The organism is Cupriavidus sp. IK-TO18, from assembly GCF_015549295.1.
Taxonomy (GTDB): domain Bacteria; phylum Pseudomonadota; class Gammaproteobacteria; order Burkholderiales; family Burkholderiaceae; genus Cupriavidus; species Cupriavidus oxalaticus_A.
The window spans coordinates 208,423-224,729 of record NZ_JADGMP010000029.1 but is presented as its reverse complement, the minus strand read 5'-3'; the positions used below and the strand labels follow the sequence as shown (position 1 = coordinate 224,729).

Here is a 16,307-nt window from a genome sequence, read left to right as displayed (position 1 = left end):
ATGCCAACCGTCACGCGTCTTACCGATCCCATGTTCGGCAGCCCCGCGGTGCTGGACATCTTCTCCGACGCCGGCACCGTGGAACGCATGCTTGCCGTCGAGGCCGCGCTCGCGCGCGCCGAAGCGCAATGCGGCGTGATCCCGGCCGCTGCCGCGACAGTCATCACCGAAGTCTGCAGCGACGTCGGCGCCATCGACCGCGATGCGCTGGCGCAGGCCGCGGTCGCCGCCGGCAATCTGGCCATTCCGTTTGTCAAACAGCTGACCACCGCCGTGGCTGCGCGCGATGCCGATGCGGCGCGCTTCGTGCACTGGGGCGCCACCAGCCAGGACATCATCGACACCGCGCTCGTCCTCCAGCTGGGCGACGCGCTGCGCGTACTCGATGCCGACCTGATACGCCTGGGCGAATCCTGCGCCGCGCTGGCCAGCGCGCACCGCGCCACGCCGATGGTGGCACGCACCTGGCTCCAGCATGCACTGCCCACCACCTTTGGCTGCAAGACCGCCGGCTGGCTCGACGCGCTGCGCCGCGACCTCGCCCGCCTTGATGCGGCACGCGCGCAGGCCCGCGCGCTGCAGTTCGGCGGCGCCGCGGGCACGCTCGCCAGCCTTGGCGACGCCGCGCCCGGCGTAGCTGCCGCACTGGCCCGCGAGCTGGGCCTGGTCGCACCCGTGCTGCCATGGCATGCGCATCGCGACCGCATGGTCGAAGTGGCCGCCACGCTTGGCATGCTGACCGGCACGCTCGGCAAGATGGCGCGCGACATCTCGTTGCTGATGCAGACCGAGGTGGCGGAAGTGGCCGAGCCCACCGGGCCCGGCCGCGGCGGTTCCAGCACCATGCCGCACAAGCGCAATCCGGTCGGCTGCGCGGCGGTGCTGACGGCATCGGTGCGCGTGCCGCCGCTGGTGGCCACCATGCTGTCGGGCATGGTGCAGGAACACGAGCGCGCGCTTGGTGGCTGGCAGGCGGAATGGGACACGCTGCCGCAGATCGTCACGCTGGCCGCGGGCGCGCTGCGCCAGATCGGCGAGGTGGTGGCGGGGCTGCAGGTCGATGCGGCGCGCATGCGTGGCAATCTCGATCTCACGCATGGGTTGATACTCGGCGAGGCCGCGATGCTGGAACTCGGCGGCAGGATCGGACGCCTGCAGGCGCACCATCTGGTGGAGCGCGCCTCGCGCCGCGCAGTGGCCGACGGCACCAGCCTGCGCGATGCGCTGGCCCGCACGCTGCAGGAGGAACCCGCCCATGCGGGCTTGCTCGACGACGCCACGCTCGACCGCCTTGCCAACCCCGCCAACTACGCGGGCCAGTCATCGGCTTTTGCGGATGCCGCGGTGCAGGCGTGGCAATCCGCGCTTGCCGGACGTGCCGCACGCTGACTGGCCACGGATTCTCAGGAGACTGCATTGCCCTATCTCGATCACGCCGGTGCCCGGCTCTTCTACACCGTCGACGGCCCCGAGGCCGCGCCGGCCATCATCTTCTCCAACTCGCTCGGCACCGACCACACCATGTGGGAGCCACAGGCCGCCGCGCTGGCCGGGCGCTTTCGCGTGGTGCGCTACGACACGCGCGGCCATGGCCGCTCGACCGCACCCGGCGATGCCTTCACGGTTGAACAACTCGGCCAGGACGTGATCGCCATCCTGGATGCATTGGGCATCGGCCAGGCCGTATTCTGTGGCCTGTCGATGGGCGGCCTGACCGGGATGTGGCTCGGCATCCATGCGCCCGAGCGCTTTTCCCGCATCGTGCTGGCCAATACCGCCGCAAAGATCGGCAACGCGGAGGGATGGAACACTCGCATCGACACCGTGCTGCGCGACGGCATGAGCGTGATGGTCGCGCCTTCGGTCGAGCGCTGGTTCACCCCCGGGTTTGCCGCCACGGCCGACCGAGCGCTGGACGGCCTGCGCAGCGTGCTGGCAGGACTCGATCCACGCGGCTATGCGGCCAGCTGCGCGGCGGTGCGCGACGCCGACTTCCGCGAGACGGTGCCGTCGATCCCGGTGCCGGTGCTGGTTGTCGCCGGCAGCCAGGACCCGTCGACCACCGCGCAGGAGGGCCGCGCGCTGGCCGATGCGATTCCCGGCGCGCGTTTCATCGAACTGCCTGCCGCGCATATCTCCAGCTTCGAGCAGCCGGGCCGCTTCACTGCCGCACTGATCGATTTCGTGCGCGGCCGCCTGCCCGTGACCGACGACCACGCGCGCTACGACGCCGGCCTCTCGGTGCGGCGCGAGGTGCTCGGCAGCGCGCATGTCGATCGCTCGCTGGCGCGGCTGACGCCGCTCAACGAAGAATTCCAGAACCTGATCACACGCTACGCCTGGGGCGAGATCTGGACGCGCGAAGGCCTGCCGCGCCATACGCGCAGCCTGCTGACCATCGCCATGATGGTGGCGCTGAACCGCACGGATGAACTGAAGCTCCATCTGCGCGCCGCCGCCAACAATGGCGTGACGCGCGACGAGATCAAGGAAGTGCTGTTGCAGACGGCGATCTATTGCGGCGTGCCGGCGGCGAATTCGGCCTTCCACATGGCCGAGGAAATCTTCGCCGCGATGGACCAGCCCGCCTGATCCGTCAGCGCACCGCGAACGCCGGCAGCCGCGCCCGCCCCGATTGCCGGAACTCCGTGGGCGCCTGGCCCACCTGCCGCGCGAAGAAGCGCGAGAAGTACGCCGCATCGGAAAACCCGAGCGACAGTGCGATGTGCTTGATCTCCAGGTCGCTGAAGAGCAGGTCGCGCTGCGCTTCGGCGAGCACGCGCGCGTGGATCATCTGCAGCGCTGACTGCCCTGAGGCCTGGCGGCACACGCGGTTGAGCTGTGTAGGCGTGATGCCGATGGTGCCGGCATAGTGGCCGATCTCCTTCTGCTCGCGGTAGTCCGATTCCAGCAGTTGCTGGAAGTGCTGGAAGTGCCGCGCCGGTCGGCTGCTGCTGCGCGCGGCGGCCGGCTGATCGGCATTGCCCAGCCGCGCAATGCCGATCAGCACCAGCGTCAGCAGCGCCGACAGCGACGCCCCGCGCCAGGCGGACACCGCTTCCATCTCCCCACGAAACAGCGCCAGCGCATCCGCCAGCGCGTGCCCGCGCCGCACGCGGTCGTGGCGCGGGTGGTCGAACAGCGGCAGCGCATCCGGCACACCCGCCAGCAGCGTGCGCAGGTGGCTGTCGGTCATGGTGACAACCATGCCGTCAGTGTCCGGCGTAAACACGAAGCCGTGGATGTGCCGCGGCGGCATCGTCACCAGCGAGCCGCCGCGCAACGGCTCGCGGCGTTCCTCGAGCAGGGCTTCCCCGCCACCCGCGTGGATGTACAGAATTTGCAGGAAGCGTTCATGCCGGTGGGGCTTGATCTCCCACCCGTGCAGGCGGCTGCGCGCGGCGATGGACTCGAAATGCAGCTGGTCAGACAGCGGCTCGGACGAATTCACGCCATACAGGGAGTAGGTCGGGACAGGTTTCACGGGGGGCGTCAGTGTTTACCAGCAATGTTCCGATTGTCCTGTCATCGGTTCGGTCTGTCCATTCCGTAGCGGGCCTCCGCCGACTATTGTTAGCGCCGGTAGATCGATATGTACAAGGAGACAAGACATGCGCACCCAGGTTGCCATCATCGGCGCCGGCCCCGCCGGCCTGCTGCTCGGGCAGTTGCTTACCAAGGCGGGCATCGACAACATCATCGTCGAGCAACGCAGCCCGGAATACGTGCTGGGGCGCATCCGCGCCGGCATCCTCGAGAGTGTGACCGTCGATGCGCTGGAGCGCGCGGGCGTGGCGGCGCGGCTGCATGAGGAAGGCCTGGTGCACGACGGCATCGAGCTGTCGTTCGATGGCCAGCGGCATCGGATCGACCTGCATGCGCTGGTCGGCCGCAGCGTGACCGTCTACGGCCAGACCGAGGTCACGCGCGACCTGATGGCGGCACGGCAGGAAGCGGGCATCACCACGGTCTACGAGGCGCAGGATGTCAGCCTTCATGATTTCGATGGCGCCAGGCCGGTGGTCCGTTACCGCAAGGGCGGCGTGGCGCACGAGATCCACTGCGACTACATCGCCGGCTGCGACGGCTTTCATGGCGTCAGCCGCCAGAGCGTGCCGCTTACCGCCACGCAGCTGTTCGAGCGCGTCTATCCGTTCGGCTGGCTTGGCATCCTCTCGGACACGCCGCCGGTGGCGGAGGAACTGATCTATGCCAGCCACGAACGCGGCTTTGCGCTGTGCAGCATGCGCTCGCGCACGCGCAGCCGCTACTACGTACAGGTGCCGTCGAGCGAGCGCGTGGAGGACTGGTCCGATGAACGCTTCTGGGACGAACTGCGTTGCCGCCTCGATCCGCAGTCGGCGCAGTCGCTGGTGACGGGCCCGAGCATCGAGAAAAGCATCGCGCCGCTGCGCAGCTTTGTGTGCGAGCCGATGCGCTTCGGCAACCTGTTCCTGGCCGGCGATGCCGCGCATATCGTGCCGCCCACCGGCGCCAAGGGGCTGAACCTGGCCGCCAGCGACGTGCTGACCCTGGCCGATGGACTGGTCGCCGCCTACCGGCATGACGACAAGCGCGAGCTGGATGCCTATTCGGCGCGCTGCCTGCGCCGCATCTGGAAGGCCGAGCGCTTTTCATGGTGGCTGACTTCGCTGATGCATCGCTTCCCGGCTGCGGATCCGTTTGCGCTGCGCATGCAGCGGGCCGAGCTCGATTACCTGGTGGGTTCGGAAGCGGCGTGCCGGGTGCTGGCGGAGAACTATGTGGGGTTGCCGTACTGAACGGCCAAAACCGGTGCCGCGCGGGGCGTTGTCGGAAGAAAAAATAGAGCGCGGCACTTGCCGCGCTTTCCAACCCTGCATTCCGCAGGTCTTACCTGACTTCTATTGCCACCGCCCGCTCAGCCTGCGCCTGCAGCCGCAGGCTCTCCGTGGTCTGGCCCGACCCATCCGGGGTCCATCCGGGGGGCATCACCAGATAGCCAATCGCTTTCAGCAGGCTGCCAGCGTTGAGCATGTCCTTGCCCAGGCCGATCCAGTGCTCGAACTGGTTGACCAGCGGGTTATGCGTGGTGGTCGGGTGGACCAGGCCGTAGCGGCAGGGCTCTGCTGCACGCTCTTCCACATAGGTGCCGAACAGGCGGTCGAAGATGATCAGCACGCCGCCGTAGTTGGCATCGAGGTAGTCGATGTTCGAGGCATGGTGCACGCGGTGCGCCGACGGGGTGTTGAACACGTACTCGAGCCAGCCCAGCTTGGGAATCCAGGTGGTGTGCAGCCAGAACTGGTACAGCAGGTTCAGGCTCACCGTGGCCAGTACCACTTCAGGACGAACGCCCAGGAAGACCAGCGGCGCGAAGAAGATGGCGGTGCCGGTGATCTTGCCGGTCCAGCCGAGGCGATAGGCGGTGCCCAGCGTCAGTTCGTTCGGCGAGTGGTGGACCGCGTGCGTCGCCCAGAAGAAGCGGATGCGGTGCGAGGCGCGGTGGTACCAGTAGTAGCAGAACTCTTGTCCGAGGAAGAGCAGCAGCACTGCGAGCGCGCTGTTGATCTCGACCGTGAAGAGGCGGTGCTGCCAGGCAAACGCAAACACGGGGGCGGCCAGCGACAGGGGCAGCAGCGCCAGCAGCTTGCGGCCAACCAGGTCGGCCAGCGACAGGGTGACTTCATGCCAGGGGTAGGCCTTGCCCTGGCGATTCGCCTTGCGTGCCAGGACGAAGGCTTCGACCAGAGAGACTGCCACGATAAACGCCGTGACGTAGAGGGTGAATCTGCCGAGATTGTGCATGTCAGGTCCAGTGCGGTGAGGTGGGACGCTTGGCTTGCGGGTTGCTGCTTGCTGCGTCGGTGAGGCAAATGTAGTGGCTGGACCCGTGCGGCGCCATCCAGCAATTATTTCGCCGTATGTCATGCCCGGCGGGCCGCGGGCGGTGCAACAGCGCGACATTTTTTCCACCGCGAAAAGCCGCCGTCCCTTTCCTATAGTTCGACCGTCGCCGCGCCACGGAGCGCGGCAAGAAACGAACCGGAAGGACCTGCCATGACGAAACGCCTCAGCAATCTTGCCTCTTCCTTGCACCTGCCCCTGCACCTGCCCCGCGTGCTCGGTATCGCCAGTGGCGCGCTGGTGATCCTGGCGAGCACGCCCGCCTTCGCTGCATTCGGCGGACACAGCATGGCCTATACGCCGCGCGGCACGTTCGAGAGCGGGCATATCGGCGCCTGCGGTGGCGGCAGCTGCTCGCACGCCGGCGGCATCGAGGGCCCGCATGGCGGCCTGGCCACCAATACCGGCACCGTCACGCGCACGGCGCCGGGCCAGTTCAGCAACAGCGGCACCGCCGTCGGCTCCAACGGGCGCTCGGTGCAGCACGACGGCAGCACCAGTTGCGCCGGGGGCACCTGCTCGCACAGCGGCGACCTGACCGGCCCCAACGGCCAGACCGCCACCACTTCCGGCAGCGTGACCCGCGAAGGCGTGGGCCAGTATTCGTCGTCGGGCACCGTCACTGGCGCAAACGGCAATACCTACGGGCACGCCGCTTCGACCAGCTGCGCCGGCTCGACCTGCTACCGCTCCGGCACCGTGACCGGCACGCAGGGCGGCACGGTCGTGCACTCGGGCAGCGCCACCAGCGTGGCGCCCGGCGTGGTGACCACCGGCGGCGGCACTACCGTGGTCCACGGCGCGGCGGTGACGACCGGCGGCACGACCGTCACCACGGTCGGAGCGGTCGGCACTGTGGCTGCCGTCGGCACGGTGGGTACGACCGTGGCGGTCAGCACGCCGCCGGTGGTGGTCACGCCGCCTCCGCCGGCGCCTGTCTACGTGCCGGCCCCTGCGCCCGCCACGGTGTACGTGCCGCCGCCCGCCAAGGTCGTGGTTGCCCCGCCGCCGCCTCCGGTGCGCGTGGTGGTTGCCGCACCGGTGCCGCGCACCGTCTATGTCGCGCCGCGCGCTGTCTACGTGACCCGCCCGCCCGTCATGATCCCCGGCCACTGGGCCGGCGGCGCGTGGGTGCCCGCACACTTGGTCTGAGCACAGCGAGGCGGTTTTCCCTTCGGTATCCCATCGCAAAGCGCCGGTAAATGACCGGCGGGCCTACCGCGCCCCACATGAAGAAGATGATTGCTGTGCTTGTGTTGTGTATTGTTTCTGCAGGCGCCTATGCACAAAGGGCCGCATCGCCGGAGACCCGTGATGGAACAGGTGAACAGGATTGTCGTGCTCGACGACGAAGCCGAGCTGCGCAACATGCTGCAGCGCTTCCTGACCGGGCACGGCTTCCGCGTGCGCGCGGTGGCCGACGGCAAGCAGCTGGACAAGTACCTGCAGCGCGAGCCGCACGACCTGCTGGTGCTCGACCTGATGATGGAGCCCGAGGACGGCCTCACCATCTGCAAGCGCCTTCGGGCAGAGGGCCACACGCTGCCGATCCTGATGCTGACGGCCAAGGGCGACCCGATGGACCGCGTGGCGGGGCTGGAAACCGGCGCCGACGACTACCTCGCCAAGCCCTTCGTACCCGACGAGCTGGTGGCGCGCATCCGCGCGCTGCTGCGCCGGCAGAAGATGTCGGCCGGCGATCCCACCGTGACCACGCAGAGGCTGCGCTTCGGCGACTTCACCTTCGATGTCGGCAAGCAGACGCTGCTGCGCGGCGGCGAGCCGGTCGAAGTGCATTCGGCGCAGATGCTGCTGCTGCACGCGCTGGGATCGTCGCCGAACCGCGCGGTCAGCCGCGAGAACCTGCTGGCGCGGGCGCGCGGGCGCGACCATGATGCGCTCGACCGCAGCATCGACGTGCAGATCCTGCGGCTGCGCCAGATCGTCGAAGACGACCCGTCCAAGCCGCGCTTTATCAAGACCGTGTGGGGGGTCGGCTACATGCTGGTCGCCGGCGTGGATTCGTGAACCGTTCGTCGCCCATGCTCAGGCGCCTGCTGCCGCGCTCGCTGCTGGCGCGCAATATCCTGCTGCTGGTAGCGCTGGTGGCCATCACCCAGGCGTGCTCGCTGACGGTGCTGATGCATTACGTGCAGCGCCCGCGCATCGAGCGCGCCGCCATCGTCTTTGCCGACTACGTGCGCACGCTCGACCGCGTGGTGGCGGCAATGCCGCTTGACCCCAGCGGAGCCGCGGCCACGCGCATGGGCGCGCAGGCGCAAGAGCCCGAGCACGCCGCGGCGAAACCCGCGGCCGATCTGCAGCACCTGCTGCGCACCTGGCAACGCGATGTCTTCATGGAGGCGTTGCGGCGCCACCTGCCCGCCGACATGCCGGTGCGATGGCAGGCCGGCGAGGCCGAGCAACTCTGGATCCGCATGCATGTGGGCGGCGAGCCTCGCTGGATCGGCCTGCCCATCAGCGAGGACGTGCGCGCCGGCGGCATCGCCACGGCGCTGGCGCTGTCGACCGCGCTGGCGCTGCTGGCGGCCTTGACCGGCTACCTGATCCAGCGCCACCTGAACCGGCCGCTGCAGGACCTTGCGCGTGCCGCGCAGGACATCTGCGCGGGCTCGACGCCGCCGCCGCTGCCGACCGACGGTCCGACCGAGATCGCCCAGGTCAGCGGCGCCTTCAACCAGATGACGCAGGCGTTGCAGCAGGCCGAGCAGACGCGGGCACTGATGCTGGCGGGTGTCTCGCATGACATCCGCACGCCGCTGACCAAGCTGCGCCTGGCGATGGCCATGTCGATCCCGCGCGGTGCCGACGACGCCTTCGTGGCCTCGGCCGAGGGCTACCTGGACCACATCGAGACCATCCTGCAGCAGTTCATGGACTACGCCGGCAGTGGCGAGAAAGAGCAGCCGCAGCCCGGCGATGTCAATGCGCTGGTGTCGCAACTGGCCGCCGACTTCGCCGGCCTGGGCCATGAGTTCGAGCTGTCGCTGGCGCAATTGCCGCCGGTTCCCTATCGCCCGGTCAGCCTGATGCGGCTGCTGATGAACCTGATGCAGAACGCTGTCGTCTACGGCAAGTCTGGCTTCAGCGTGCGCACGTGGCGCGATGCCGCGTGTGCCTACGTGGCGGTCGGCGATCGCGGCACCGGTATCGCCGCGCACGAGCTGGAGCAGCTCAAGGCGCCCTTCAGCCGCGGCGCCAACGCGCGCGGCCACGCGGGCGGCACCGGGCTCGGGCTGGCCATCGTCGAGCGCATTGCGCGGCTGCACGGCGGCTCGCTGCAGTTCCGCCCGCGCGATGGCGGCGGGCTCGAAGCGGTGGTGGTGCTGCCGCTGCAGGCACCGGCGGCGTAGCGCAGCACCTCGCCGCACCCCGCCGCGCCGTGACATGGCGCGAAATAATTCCCAGATGGCGCTGCGCGCGGGTTTTTCCCATACTTCCGTCACCGCGATGCCGAACGGCAACACACTCGGCAACACCCGAAGCAGGCAACGCGGCAAGAAGCTCCCGATGGTTTGCGATCCCTGATGCAACGATGTCGGTGACAGCTTTTACAGACCACTGACGGCACCACTCGCCAACCCAAAGGAAACGATATGCGCAACGCTCTCCAGACCATCGCCAAGCAAACCAAGCGCCTGACCATCGCCGCACTCGCCGCCACCGCCATGCTCGGCGCCGGCTGCGCCAACGCCGGTGTCACCGGCATCAACCAGGTGGGCCTGATGCAGGCCGTGCACGCCGACGTGATCTACGTCCACGCGTTCGACGCCGATGCCGGGCAGGTGAAGCTTGACGGCGGCCTGGCGCAGAAGGTCAGGATGATGGCCACCGGCGGCTCGTCGGCGAGCGCGCAAGGCCAGACCGCCGCCGAAGCGCGCGAGCAGGTCGCCAACGAGATCGTGCGCGAGCTGCGCGGCATGGGCCTGAACGCGGTGCGTTCCGATGCGCCGGCGCCGGCTGGTGCCAGCGCGCTGATCGTCGAGGGCGATTTCCGCAAGATCGATGAAGGCAGCGGCCGCCGCCGCCTGCTGATCGGCCTGGGTGCGGGCAAGAGCGAAGTCGGCGCCGATGTGCGCATCTCGTACAAGCCCGCCAACGGCGCGCCGATCCCGCTGCAGAGCTTTGTGGCCAGCGCTGATTCGGGCCATGTCCCGGGCGTCGCGGAAACCGCCGGCATCGGTGCCGCTGCCGGGCATGTGGCGATGGCGGCAGCCGGTGGCGCCGGCGTGCACGGCGCCACGGAAATGACGCGCGACTCGATCTCCGCCGATGCCACGCGCCTGGGCAATTCGATCGCCAGCCAGGTCGCGGCCGCGAGCACCGAAGAAGGCTGGCTGACTGCCGCGGCGGCTCGCTAAGCCAACGGCTTGCTCCCCTCTCCCGCGTGCGGGAGAGGGGAGACAACACTGGCAGCTTTTGGCGCTGTCAGCACTATGCGGCCCCGCCTTGCGCGGGGCCTTCGTCTTTCCGGTCGCGCAGCACCTTGCTCACCACCCTGGAAAAGAACGCGAAATACAAGCCGGTCGACAGGCCGCACATCAGGATGCCGGTCAGCGCTTCCACGCTGCCCACCAGGCGCCATTCCTGCGGCAGCACCACGTCGCCATAGCCCGTGGTGGTGTAGGTCACGGCGCTGAAGTACAGGGCCGTATGCAGGTCGGGCATCCCCGCGCGCCAGTAGTAGAACAGGCCCCATGCCGTGATCTGCAGCAGGTGCAGCAGGATCGTGCACGCCGCCAGGCTGATCAGCGCATGCGTGGCGCGCCAGAAGTAGCGCGGCCCCGACGGGATCCGCCACTTGAGCCAGTGAAACGCCGCCAGGATGCCGATCGCGTGGATCGATACACAAAGCGCCATCAATAGGAATGCGGTGAGAGCCTTGATCAGCATAGTTGTGCCTGTTGGTGTGGCGCAACCCGGGCCGGCCGCGCGGCACCATGCTACTCCAGCGGCGCGACGAAGGAGAGCGCCATCGCCGGCGGCATCGCCTCTGCCACCACGCCGCCCACCAGCACCACCGCCGGGCTGGCTAGCCCGGCAGTCAATGCATCGGTCAGCGTTTGCACCGTGCCGGTCCACGAACGCTCTTCCGTGGCGCCGGCATGCATCACCACCGCCGCCGGCATGCCCGCGCGCATGCCGGCCGCCAGCAGCCCGTCGCGTATCGCCGCGAGCCGGCTCATGCCCATGTAGATGACCAGCGTGGTGCCGCCGCGCACCAGCGCGTCCCAGTCCGGCGAGCCGTGTTCGCTGGTGTGCCCGGTGACGAAGGTCACGCCGTGGCAGTGGGCGCGGTGGGTCAGCGCGATGCCCAGCGCCTGCGCCGCCGCCACGCCGCTGCTGATGCCGTTGACCACTTCCACCGGCACGCCGTGCGCGCGCAGGAAGGCGGCTTCTTCGCCGCCGCGGCCGAACAGCAGCGGATCGCCGCCCTTGACGCGCGCCACGGTGCGGCCGGCCAGCGCATGCTGCAGCGTCAGCTGCTGGATGCGCGCCTGGGTGACCGAGCAGCGGCCGCCACGCTTGCCGACCCACTCGACATGCGTGCCGGGCCGGGCATAGCAGGACATCTCCGGCGAGACCAGGTCATCGACCAGCCATACGTCGGCGGAGCCGAGCGCGCGCACCGCGCGTACCGTGACCAGGTCGGGGCTGCCGGGGCCGGCGCCGACCAGCCAGACCTTGCCGGGCTTGAGGGGAGAGTTCATGCGAGTGACTCCTGCGTGCGTGGCGGCATGGCGTCAATGACTGGTGCCGGCCGAGCGCGTGGTCTTGTTGAAGACGTTGTATTTGCCGATGGGCTTGTCCATCGGGATGCGCTTCACTTCCCGCAGCGTGGCGGCGTCGTAGACCACGATCGCGCCGTCGCGCTCCATCAGGCTGACCAGCGCATAGCGCCCGTCGCGCGTGAATTCAACATGCGCGGCGGTGCGGCCGGGGCTGGGCGTGACGCTGCCGGCGACTTGCAGGGTCTGCTTGTCGATCACCTGCAGCGTGTCGCGCCGCGGGCTCATCATTGCGTCCGCCCAGGCGTAGCGGCTGTTCTCGTGGCTGCGCAGGAAGAAGCCGGGGCCGTTGGTCGGGATGGCGGCGACAGTTTTCCAGTCCTGCATGTCGATCACCGGGATGCGCCCCTGCCCGAGGTCGGGCGACGCCATCACTGCATGGCCGCCCCGTTCCCACGTGATGCCGCTGCCGAGGTGGGGCATGCCGCCGAGCGCCAGCGAGGCCACCTTGCGGCCCTGGTCGAGGTCGATCACCTGGCCGCCGCCGCTGCGCGATGCGCCGAGGATATGGCGGTAAGGCTGGTCGAAGAAGAAGTCGTCGAGCACATCGTCCAGCACGATCGCACGCGGCGCCAGCGACGCCAGGGGCTCGCCGGCGGCGTCGGCATACGGGATCTCCCAGACCTCGGCAATGTCCTTCAGCGCCGCGATAAAGCTGTGGCGAGGCGCCGCGTCGTAAACCGCCGATACCCGCGAAACGTCGCCACTGAGGCCCTTGACGTCGATCACCCGCTCCAGCGACAGGTCGTCGGCGCGCAGCAGCACCAGCGTGCGCGGCAGCGTATTGCCGGCCAGCACCCAGCGCCCGTCGTCGCTGACGGCAACGTTGCGCGTGTTGATGCCGACGCGGATCTCGGCGACATAGGCCAGGTTCCACAGGTCGTACTTGCTGACCCAGCCGTCGCGGCTTGCCATGTAGACATAGCGGCCATCGCGGCTGAACTTCGGGCCGCCGTGCAAGGCGAAGCGCGTGGCAAAGCGATGGATCGGTGCCAGCCTGTCGCCGTCGAGCACGGTCATGTGATGGCTGCCTGCCTCGATCACCACGAACAGGTTCTGCGGATCGGCGCTGAACACGGGACGCGCCGGCAGCGCGCCGGGTGCATGCATGACCACGTGGCTGGCCCGGATCGCGCCGGCGCTCCATTGCGGCGCGGCGGCCGGTGCCATGCGCAGCCAGCGCGCCAGGGCCTGCAGTTCGGGCGCCGGCAGCGTGGCGACGAAGGCCGGCATCTGCGTCGCGGCGCGGCCGTCGCGCAGCACGGTGTCGAGTTCGCTGGGGCGCAGCCGCTCCAGGCTTTCCGGCAGCAGCGCGGGGCCCAGGCCGCCGAGGCGGTCGGCGCCGTGGCAAGTGGCGCAGTGCTGGCCATAGAGCGCGGCAGGATCGTGCGCGAGCGCGGATTGCATCCCGCAAGCGAGCGCCATGGACATGAGCCATCGGGCAAGGCGTGTCATGCCGCCACCTCCGCTTGGGGCGAGGTGGCGATTTCGGTGCCGCTGAGGTAGCAGCCCGGATCTTCCGCCCACGCGTTGCCGGTCAGTGCGAGCGCGCGCACTCGCGTATTGCCGTTGCAGATGGCACGGTGCGCGCAGTCAGCGCAGCGTCCCTGCAACGGGCGCGGCCGGCTGGCCAGCCCCGCCATCAGCGGATCGGCGCGGCTTGCCCAGATCTCGCCAAAAGGCCGTTCGCGCACGTTGCCCAGCGTGACATGCCACCACATCGTGTCGGGATGCACATTGCCGAGGTTGTCGATATTGGCGACACCCACGCCGGTCGCATTGCCGCCCCACTGTTCCAGCCGCTGGCGCATGTCGGCGACGCGGTGCGGGAAGCGCTGCGCGATCCAGTGCAGCAGGTAGACCCCGTCGGCATCGTTGTTGCCGGTGACGAAGTCGCCGGCATGGCCCGCGCGCGTGCGCTGCCAGACATGGTCGAACAGCCAGTCCAGCGCGGCGCGCGTGCGCGCATGCCGCGCGTCCTCGGCGCGATGGCTGCGCGCGCGGCCCGCGTAGTTGAAGTGGGACAGGTAAAACTTGCCGATGCCTTCGCGTTCGGCCAGCGCGACCATGTCGGGCAGTTGCGCGGCGTTGGCCTCGGTCAGCGTCATGCGCACGCCGACGCGCAGGCCGGCGGCGCGCGCCACGCGCAGGCCCGCCAGCGCCTGCGCGAAGGCGCCGTCGCTGCGGCGGAAGCGGTCGTGCGTGGCTGGCAGCCCGTCCAGGCTGACGCCGACATAGTCGAAGCCCGCCGCGGCCAGCCGTGCAGCGTGGCCGGCATCGAGCAGCGTGCCGTTGGACGACAGCGACAGGTGGAAGCCGAGCGCGCGCGCATGCGCGGCAATGTCATACAGGTCCGGCCGCAGCAGCGGCTCGCCACCGGACAGGATCAACGCGGGCACGCGCGCATCGCGCAATTGCGCCAGCACGCGCAGCGCCTCGGCGGTATCCAGCTCGCCCTTGAAGTCGGTATCGGCCGAGGTGGCATAGCAATGGCGGCAGTTGAGGTTGCAGCGGCGGATCAGGTTCCAGATCACGACCGGCCCGGCGGCCTTGCGGGCATGCGGCACCGGACCGGCATCGCGCAGGGCTTCCATGAATCGGGACAGGCGGAACATCAGCGTGGCTCCTGTGGGGCAGCGCCCGCCGGCGGCAGGCGCAGGCCGGTTTTCTTCAGGATGCGGGTGGACCACAGCACGTCATGCGCGCGGCATGCGTCGCCCAGCAGTGCCGCGATGCGGGCTATCTGCGGCGCCGCGTCGGCGCGCGTGTGCGCGTGGACCATCGCGAACAGGTTGTAGGGCCAGTGCGGCAAGCGGCGCGGGCGCAGGTAGCAGTGGCTGACGAAGGGCAGCGCACCGACGCGTTCGCCGAGCGCATCGACGCCGGCATCGTCCACGTCCCACACCGTCATGGCGTTGGCGCGCCAGCCCAGCCGGTAGTGGTTGGGCACCGCGCCGATGCGGCGGAGCATGCCGCGCGTCTGCATCGCCGCCAGCCGGGCGATGACTTCGGCTTCTTCGAGGCCCAGCATGGCGGCGACCGCTGCGAACGGCGCCGGCTCCAGCGGCAGGCCGGCCTGGGTGGCGCGGATCAGGGCAAGGTCGATGGTATCGTGGGCGTCGGCGGACATCATGCGGGAAGGTAGAGGTTGACGAAGAATTCGCGCTCCTTGGGAAGCGGCAGGATCTCGACGCCCGCCGCGGCGGCGATGCGCGCGAGCGCCGGGGCCACGTCCTCGGCCCGCGCGACCGCCAGCACGAACCACAGGTTCAGGTGGTGGGTGCGCTGGTAGTGGTGCGCGACCTCCGGGAAGGCGTTGATTGCGGCGGCCACGGCGTCGAGCCGCTGTTCCGGCGCGTGGCAGGCGCACAGCACAAAGCGGCCGCCCGCCCGCTCGATCTGGTAGAGCGGGCCGAAGCGCGTCAGCACGCCGTGGTCGAGCAGCCGGCGCAGCCGCGCCAGCAGTTCGTCCTCCGCGATGCCAAGCGAGGCGGCTGCCTCGGCATAAGGCCGGGGCACCAGCGGCAGGCCCCGCTGCAGCGCGTTGATGATGCGGCGGTCGGTGGCGACGATGGTGTCGATGGTGTCGAAGGAGTCGGGAAGCGCGGCACCGGAGGCATCGGCTGTCATGCTCGCGCCGCCTCCTGCGTGGCGTAGCGCGTGCCGCGCTGCTTGTAGCAACGGGTGCCGACCAGCACCGCGCCGGGGGTCTGGTCCATCCCCACGGTGGCGCGGATGTCGTCGAGTGCCGGCCGCAGGTCGTGCGCATCGCGCGCATGGATCATCGCGAACAGGTTGAAGGGCCACGCCGGCAGGCGCCGCTCGCGCCGGTAGCACAGCGTCACGCGCGGCTGGCGTGCCAGGCGCAGGCCGATCGCGTCGACGCGGGCGTCCGGCACGTCCCATACGCACATGGCGTTGTGGCGGTAGCCGAAGCGGCCGTGGCGCAGGACTACGCCGAGCCGCCGGATCACGCCCTGCGCCGACCAGTGCGCAATCCGCTCCAGCACCCGCGGCATCGGCAGCCGCGTGCGCAGCGCCAGATCATGGAACGGGCGCGGCGTCAGCGGCAGGCCCGCCTCGAGCGCCGCCACCAGGCGCCAGTCATCCGCATCCAGCGTGACAGGCAGCACGGGGGCCGCGACTCGGCGCTGGCGGCGATAGCCAGTACCGAGCGCAAAACCCAGGTCGATGTGGTACTCGCGTGCCATCGGCAGGTCCAGTGGCACCTGCCCCGCCATGTCGGCAATCGCCGCCAGCGTGCGATCCAGCGTGCCGCGCTCGCGCGCGCCCGCGACAAACCACAGGTTGTAGGCGTGGCCGCTGCGCGCGTAGTTGTGGCTGACCGACGCGCAGGTGCTGACGCGCGCGGCCACGCGATCCAGCTGCGCTGTCGGCACGCTCAGCGCGGCCAGCGTGCTGACGCCGATCACATTGGGCGCGAACACGGCGCCGACGCGGCTGATCCGGCCCGCGCCCAGATCGCGCGCCAGCAGCGACAGCAGCGTGTGCTCGCACAGGCCCAGCCCTTGCGCGAGCGCCTGGTAGGGGCGAGGCTGCAGCGGAAAGTCGTGCTGCAGCGTGTCGTACAGGGTGAATTCGTCGAACATG

The 16,307-nt window shown here is 69.4% G+C and carries 16 protein-coding genes; 7 read left to right on the top strand and 9 right to left on the bottom strand.

Annotated features, from left to right (window positions below):
• Together IPF36_RS21500 and pcaD are read left to right on the top strand one after the other, a co-directional pair.
• Complete coding sequence (locus IPF36_RS21500) at window positions 1–1,389, top strand: 3-carboxy-cis,cis-muconate cycloisomerase (protein WP_195430108.1); 1,389 nt, start codon at window positions 1–3, stop codon at window positions 1,387–1,389.
• A 27-nt stretch (window positions 1,390–1,416) separates the two neighbouring features.
• The gene (gene pcaD, locus IPF36_RS21495) at window positions 1,417–2,592 is read left to right on the top strand and encodes a 3-oxoadipate enol-lactonase (protein WP_195430106.1); all 1,176 of its coding nucleotides are present in this window, start codon (window positions 1,417–1,419) and stop codon (window positions 2,590–2,592) included.
• A 4-nt stretch (window positions 2,593–2,596) separates the two neighbouring features.
• Here pcaD and IPF36_RS21490 read toward each other — a convergent pair whose 3' ends face one another.
• The gene (locus IPF36_RS21490; protein ID WP_133095934.1) at window positions 2,597–3,484 is read right to left on the bottom strand and encodes a helix-turn-helix domain-containing protein; all 888 of its coding nucleotides are present in this window, start codon (window positions 3,482–3,484) and stop codon (window positions 2,597–2,599) included.
• 127 nt (window positions 3,485–3,611) lie between these two features.
• On the opposite strand from IPF36_RS21490, the gene pobA reads away from it, so the two are divergent.
• Window positions 3,612–4,781, top strand: coding sequence for a 4-hydroxybenzoate 3-monooxygenase (gene pobA, locus IPF36_RS21485; RefSeq protein ID WP_195430084.1), 1,170 nt, complete (start codon window positions 3,612–3,614; stop codon window positions 4,779–4,781).
• 91 nt (window positions 4,782–4,872) lie between these two features.
• On the opposite strand, the gene IPF36_RS21480 is transcribed toward pobA, so the two are convergent.
• A complete protein-coding gene (locus tag IPF36_RS21480; RefSeq protein ID WP_135703205.1) occupies window positions 4,873–5,787 on the bottom strand; it encodes a sterol desaturase family protein in 915 nt (304 codons plus the stop codon).
• Window positions 5,788–6,039: 252 nt separating this feature from the next.
• Here IPF36_RS21480 and IPF36_RS21475 point away from each other — a divergent pair, with 252 nt between their 5' ends.
• From IPF36_RS21475 to IPF36_RS21460, 4 genes are all read left to right on the top strand, one after another.
• Window positions 6,040–7,038, top strand: coding sequence for a hypothetical protein (locus IPF36_RS21475; protein WP_195430065.1), 999 nt, complete (start codon window positions 6,040–6,042; stop codon window positions 7,036–7,038).
• Window positions 7,039–7,200: 162 nt separating this feature from the next.
• Complete coding sequence (locus IPF36_RS21470; protein ID WP_133095930.1) at window positions 7,201–7,914, top strand: response regulator; 714 nt, start codon at window positions 7,201–7,203, stop codon at window positions 7,912–7,914.
• Between the two features lie 14 nt (window positions 7,915–7,928).
• Window positions 7,929–9,260 carry an ATP-binding protein gene (locus IPF36_RS21465; RefSeq protein WP_195430423.1) on the top strand — a complete coding sequence of 444 codons (1,332 nt, stop codon included), beginning with the start codon at window positions 7,929–7,931 and terminating at the stop codon, window positions 9,258–9,260.
• Window positions 9,261–9,503: 243 nt separating this feature from the next.
• On the top strand, window positions 9,504–10,268 hold the full coding sequence (locus IPF36_RS21460) for a DUF4410 domain-containing protein (protein ID WP_133095929.1): 765 nt from the start codon (window positions 9,504–9,506) through the stop codon (window positions 10,266–10,268).
• Window positions 10,269–10,341: 73 nt separating this feature from the next.
• On the opposite strand, the gene IPF36_RS21455 is transcribed toward IPF36_RS21460, so the two are convergent.
• The 7 genes from IPF36_RS21455 to IPF36_RS21425 are packed head-to-tail and all read right to left on the bottom strand — an operon-like array spanning window position 10,342 to window position 16,306.
• A complete protein-coding gene (locus IPF36_RS21455) occupies window positions 10,342–10,800 on the bottom strand; it encodes a potassium channel family protein (RefSeq protein WP_218959655.1) in 459 nt (152 codons plus the stop codon).
• Between the two features lie 50 nt (window positions 10,801–10,850).
• Window positions 10,851–11,618, bottom strand: coding sequence for a uroporphyrinogen-III C-methyltransferase (cobA, locus tag IPF36_RS21450; RefSeq protein ID WP_195430060.1), 768 nt, complete (start codon window positions 11,616–11,618; stop codon window positions 10,851–10,853).
• 33 nt (window positions 11,619–11,651) lie between these two features.
• Window positions 11,652–13,151 (bottom strand): nitrite reductase, encoded by a 1,500-nt coding sequence (locus tag IPF36_RS21445; RefSeq protein WP_195430058.1) that lies wholly within the window; start codon window positions 13,149–13,151, stop codon window positions 11,652–11,654.
• Window positions 13,148–14,311, bottom strand: coding sequence for a heme d1 biosynthesis radical SAM protein NirJ (gene nirJ, locus IPF36_RS21440; RefSeq protein WP_195430055.1), 1,164 nt, complete (start codon window positions 14,309–14,311; stop codon window positions 13,148–13,150). Before nirJ ends, IPF36_RS21445 begins: the two co-directional genes overlap by 4 nt.
• Window positions 14,311–14,826 (bottom strand): Lrp/AsnC family transcriptional regulator, encoded by a 516-nt coding sequence (locus tag IPF36_RS21435; protein WP_195430417.1) that lies wholly within the window; start codon window positions 14,824–14,826, stop codon window positions 14,311–14,313. The genes nirJ and IPF36_RS21435 overlap by 1 nt, the downstream gene beginning before the upstream one ends.
• Window positions 14,826–15,326, bottom strand: a complete 501-nt coding sequence (locus IPF36_RS21430; protein ID WP_195430052.1) for an Lrp/AsnC family transcriptional regulator — start codon at window positions 15,324–15,326, stop codon at window positions 14,826–14,828. The genes IPF36_RS21435 and IPF36_RS21430 overlap by 1 nt, the downstream gene beginning before the upstream one ends.
• A complete protein-coding gene (locus IPF36_RS21425) occupies window positions 15,323–16,306 on the bottom strand; it encodes an Lrp/AsnC family transcriptional regulator (RefSeq protein WP_195430050.1) in 984 nt (327 codons plus the stop codon). The genes IPF36_RS21430 and IPF36_RS21425 overlap by 4 nt, the downstream gene beginning before the upstream one ends.
• Window position 16,307 lies beyond the last annotated feature (1 nt).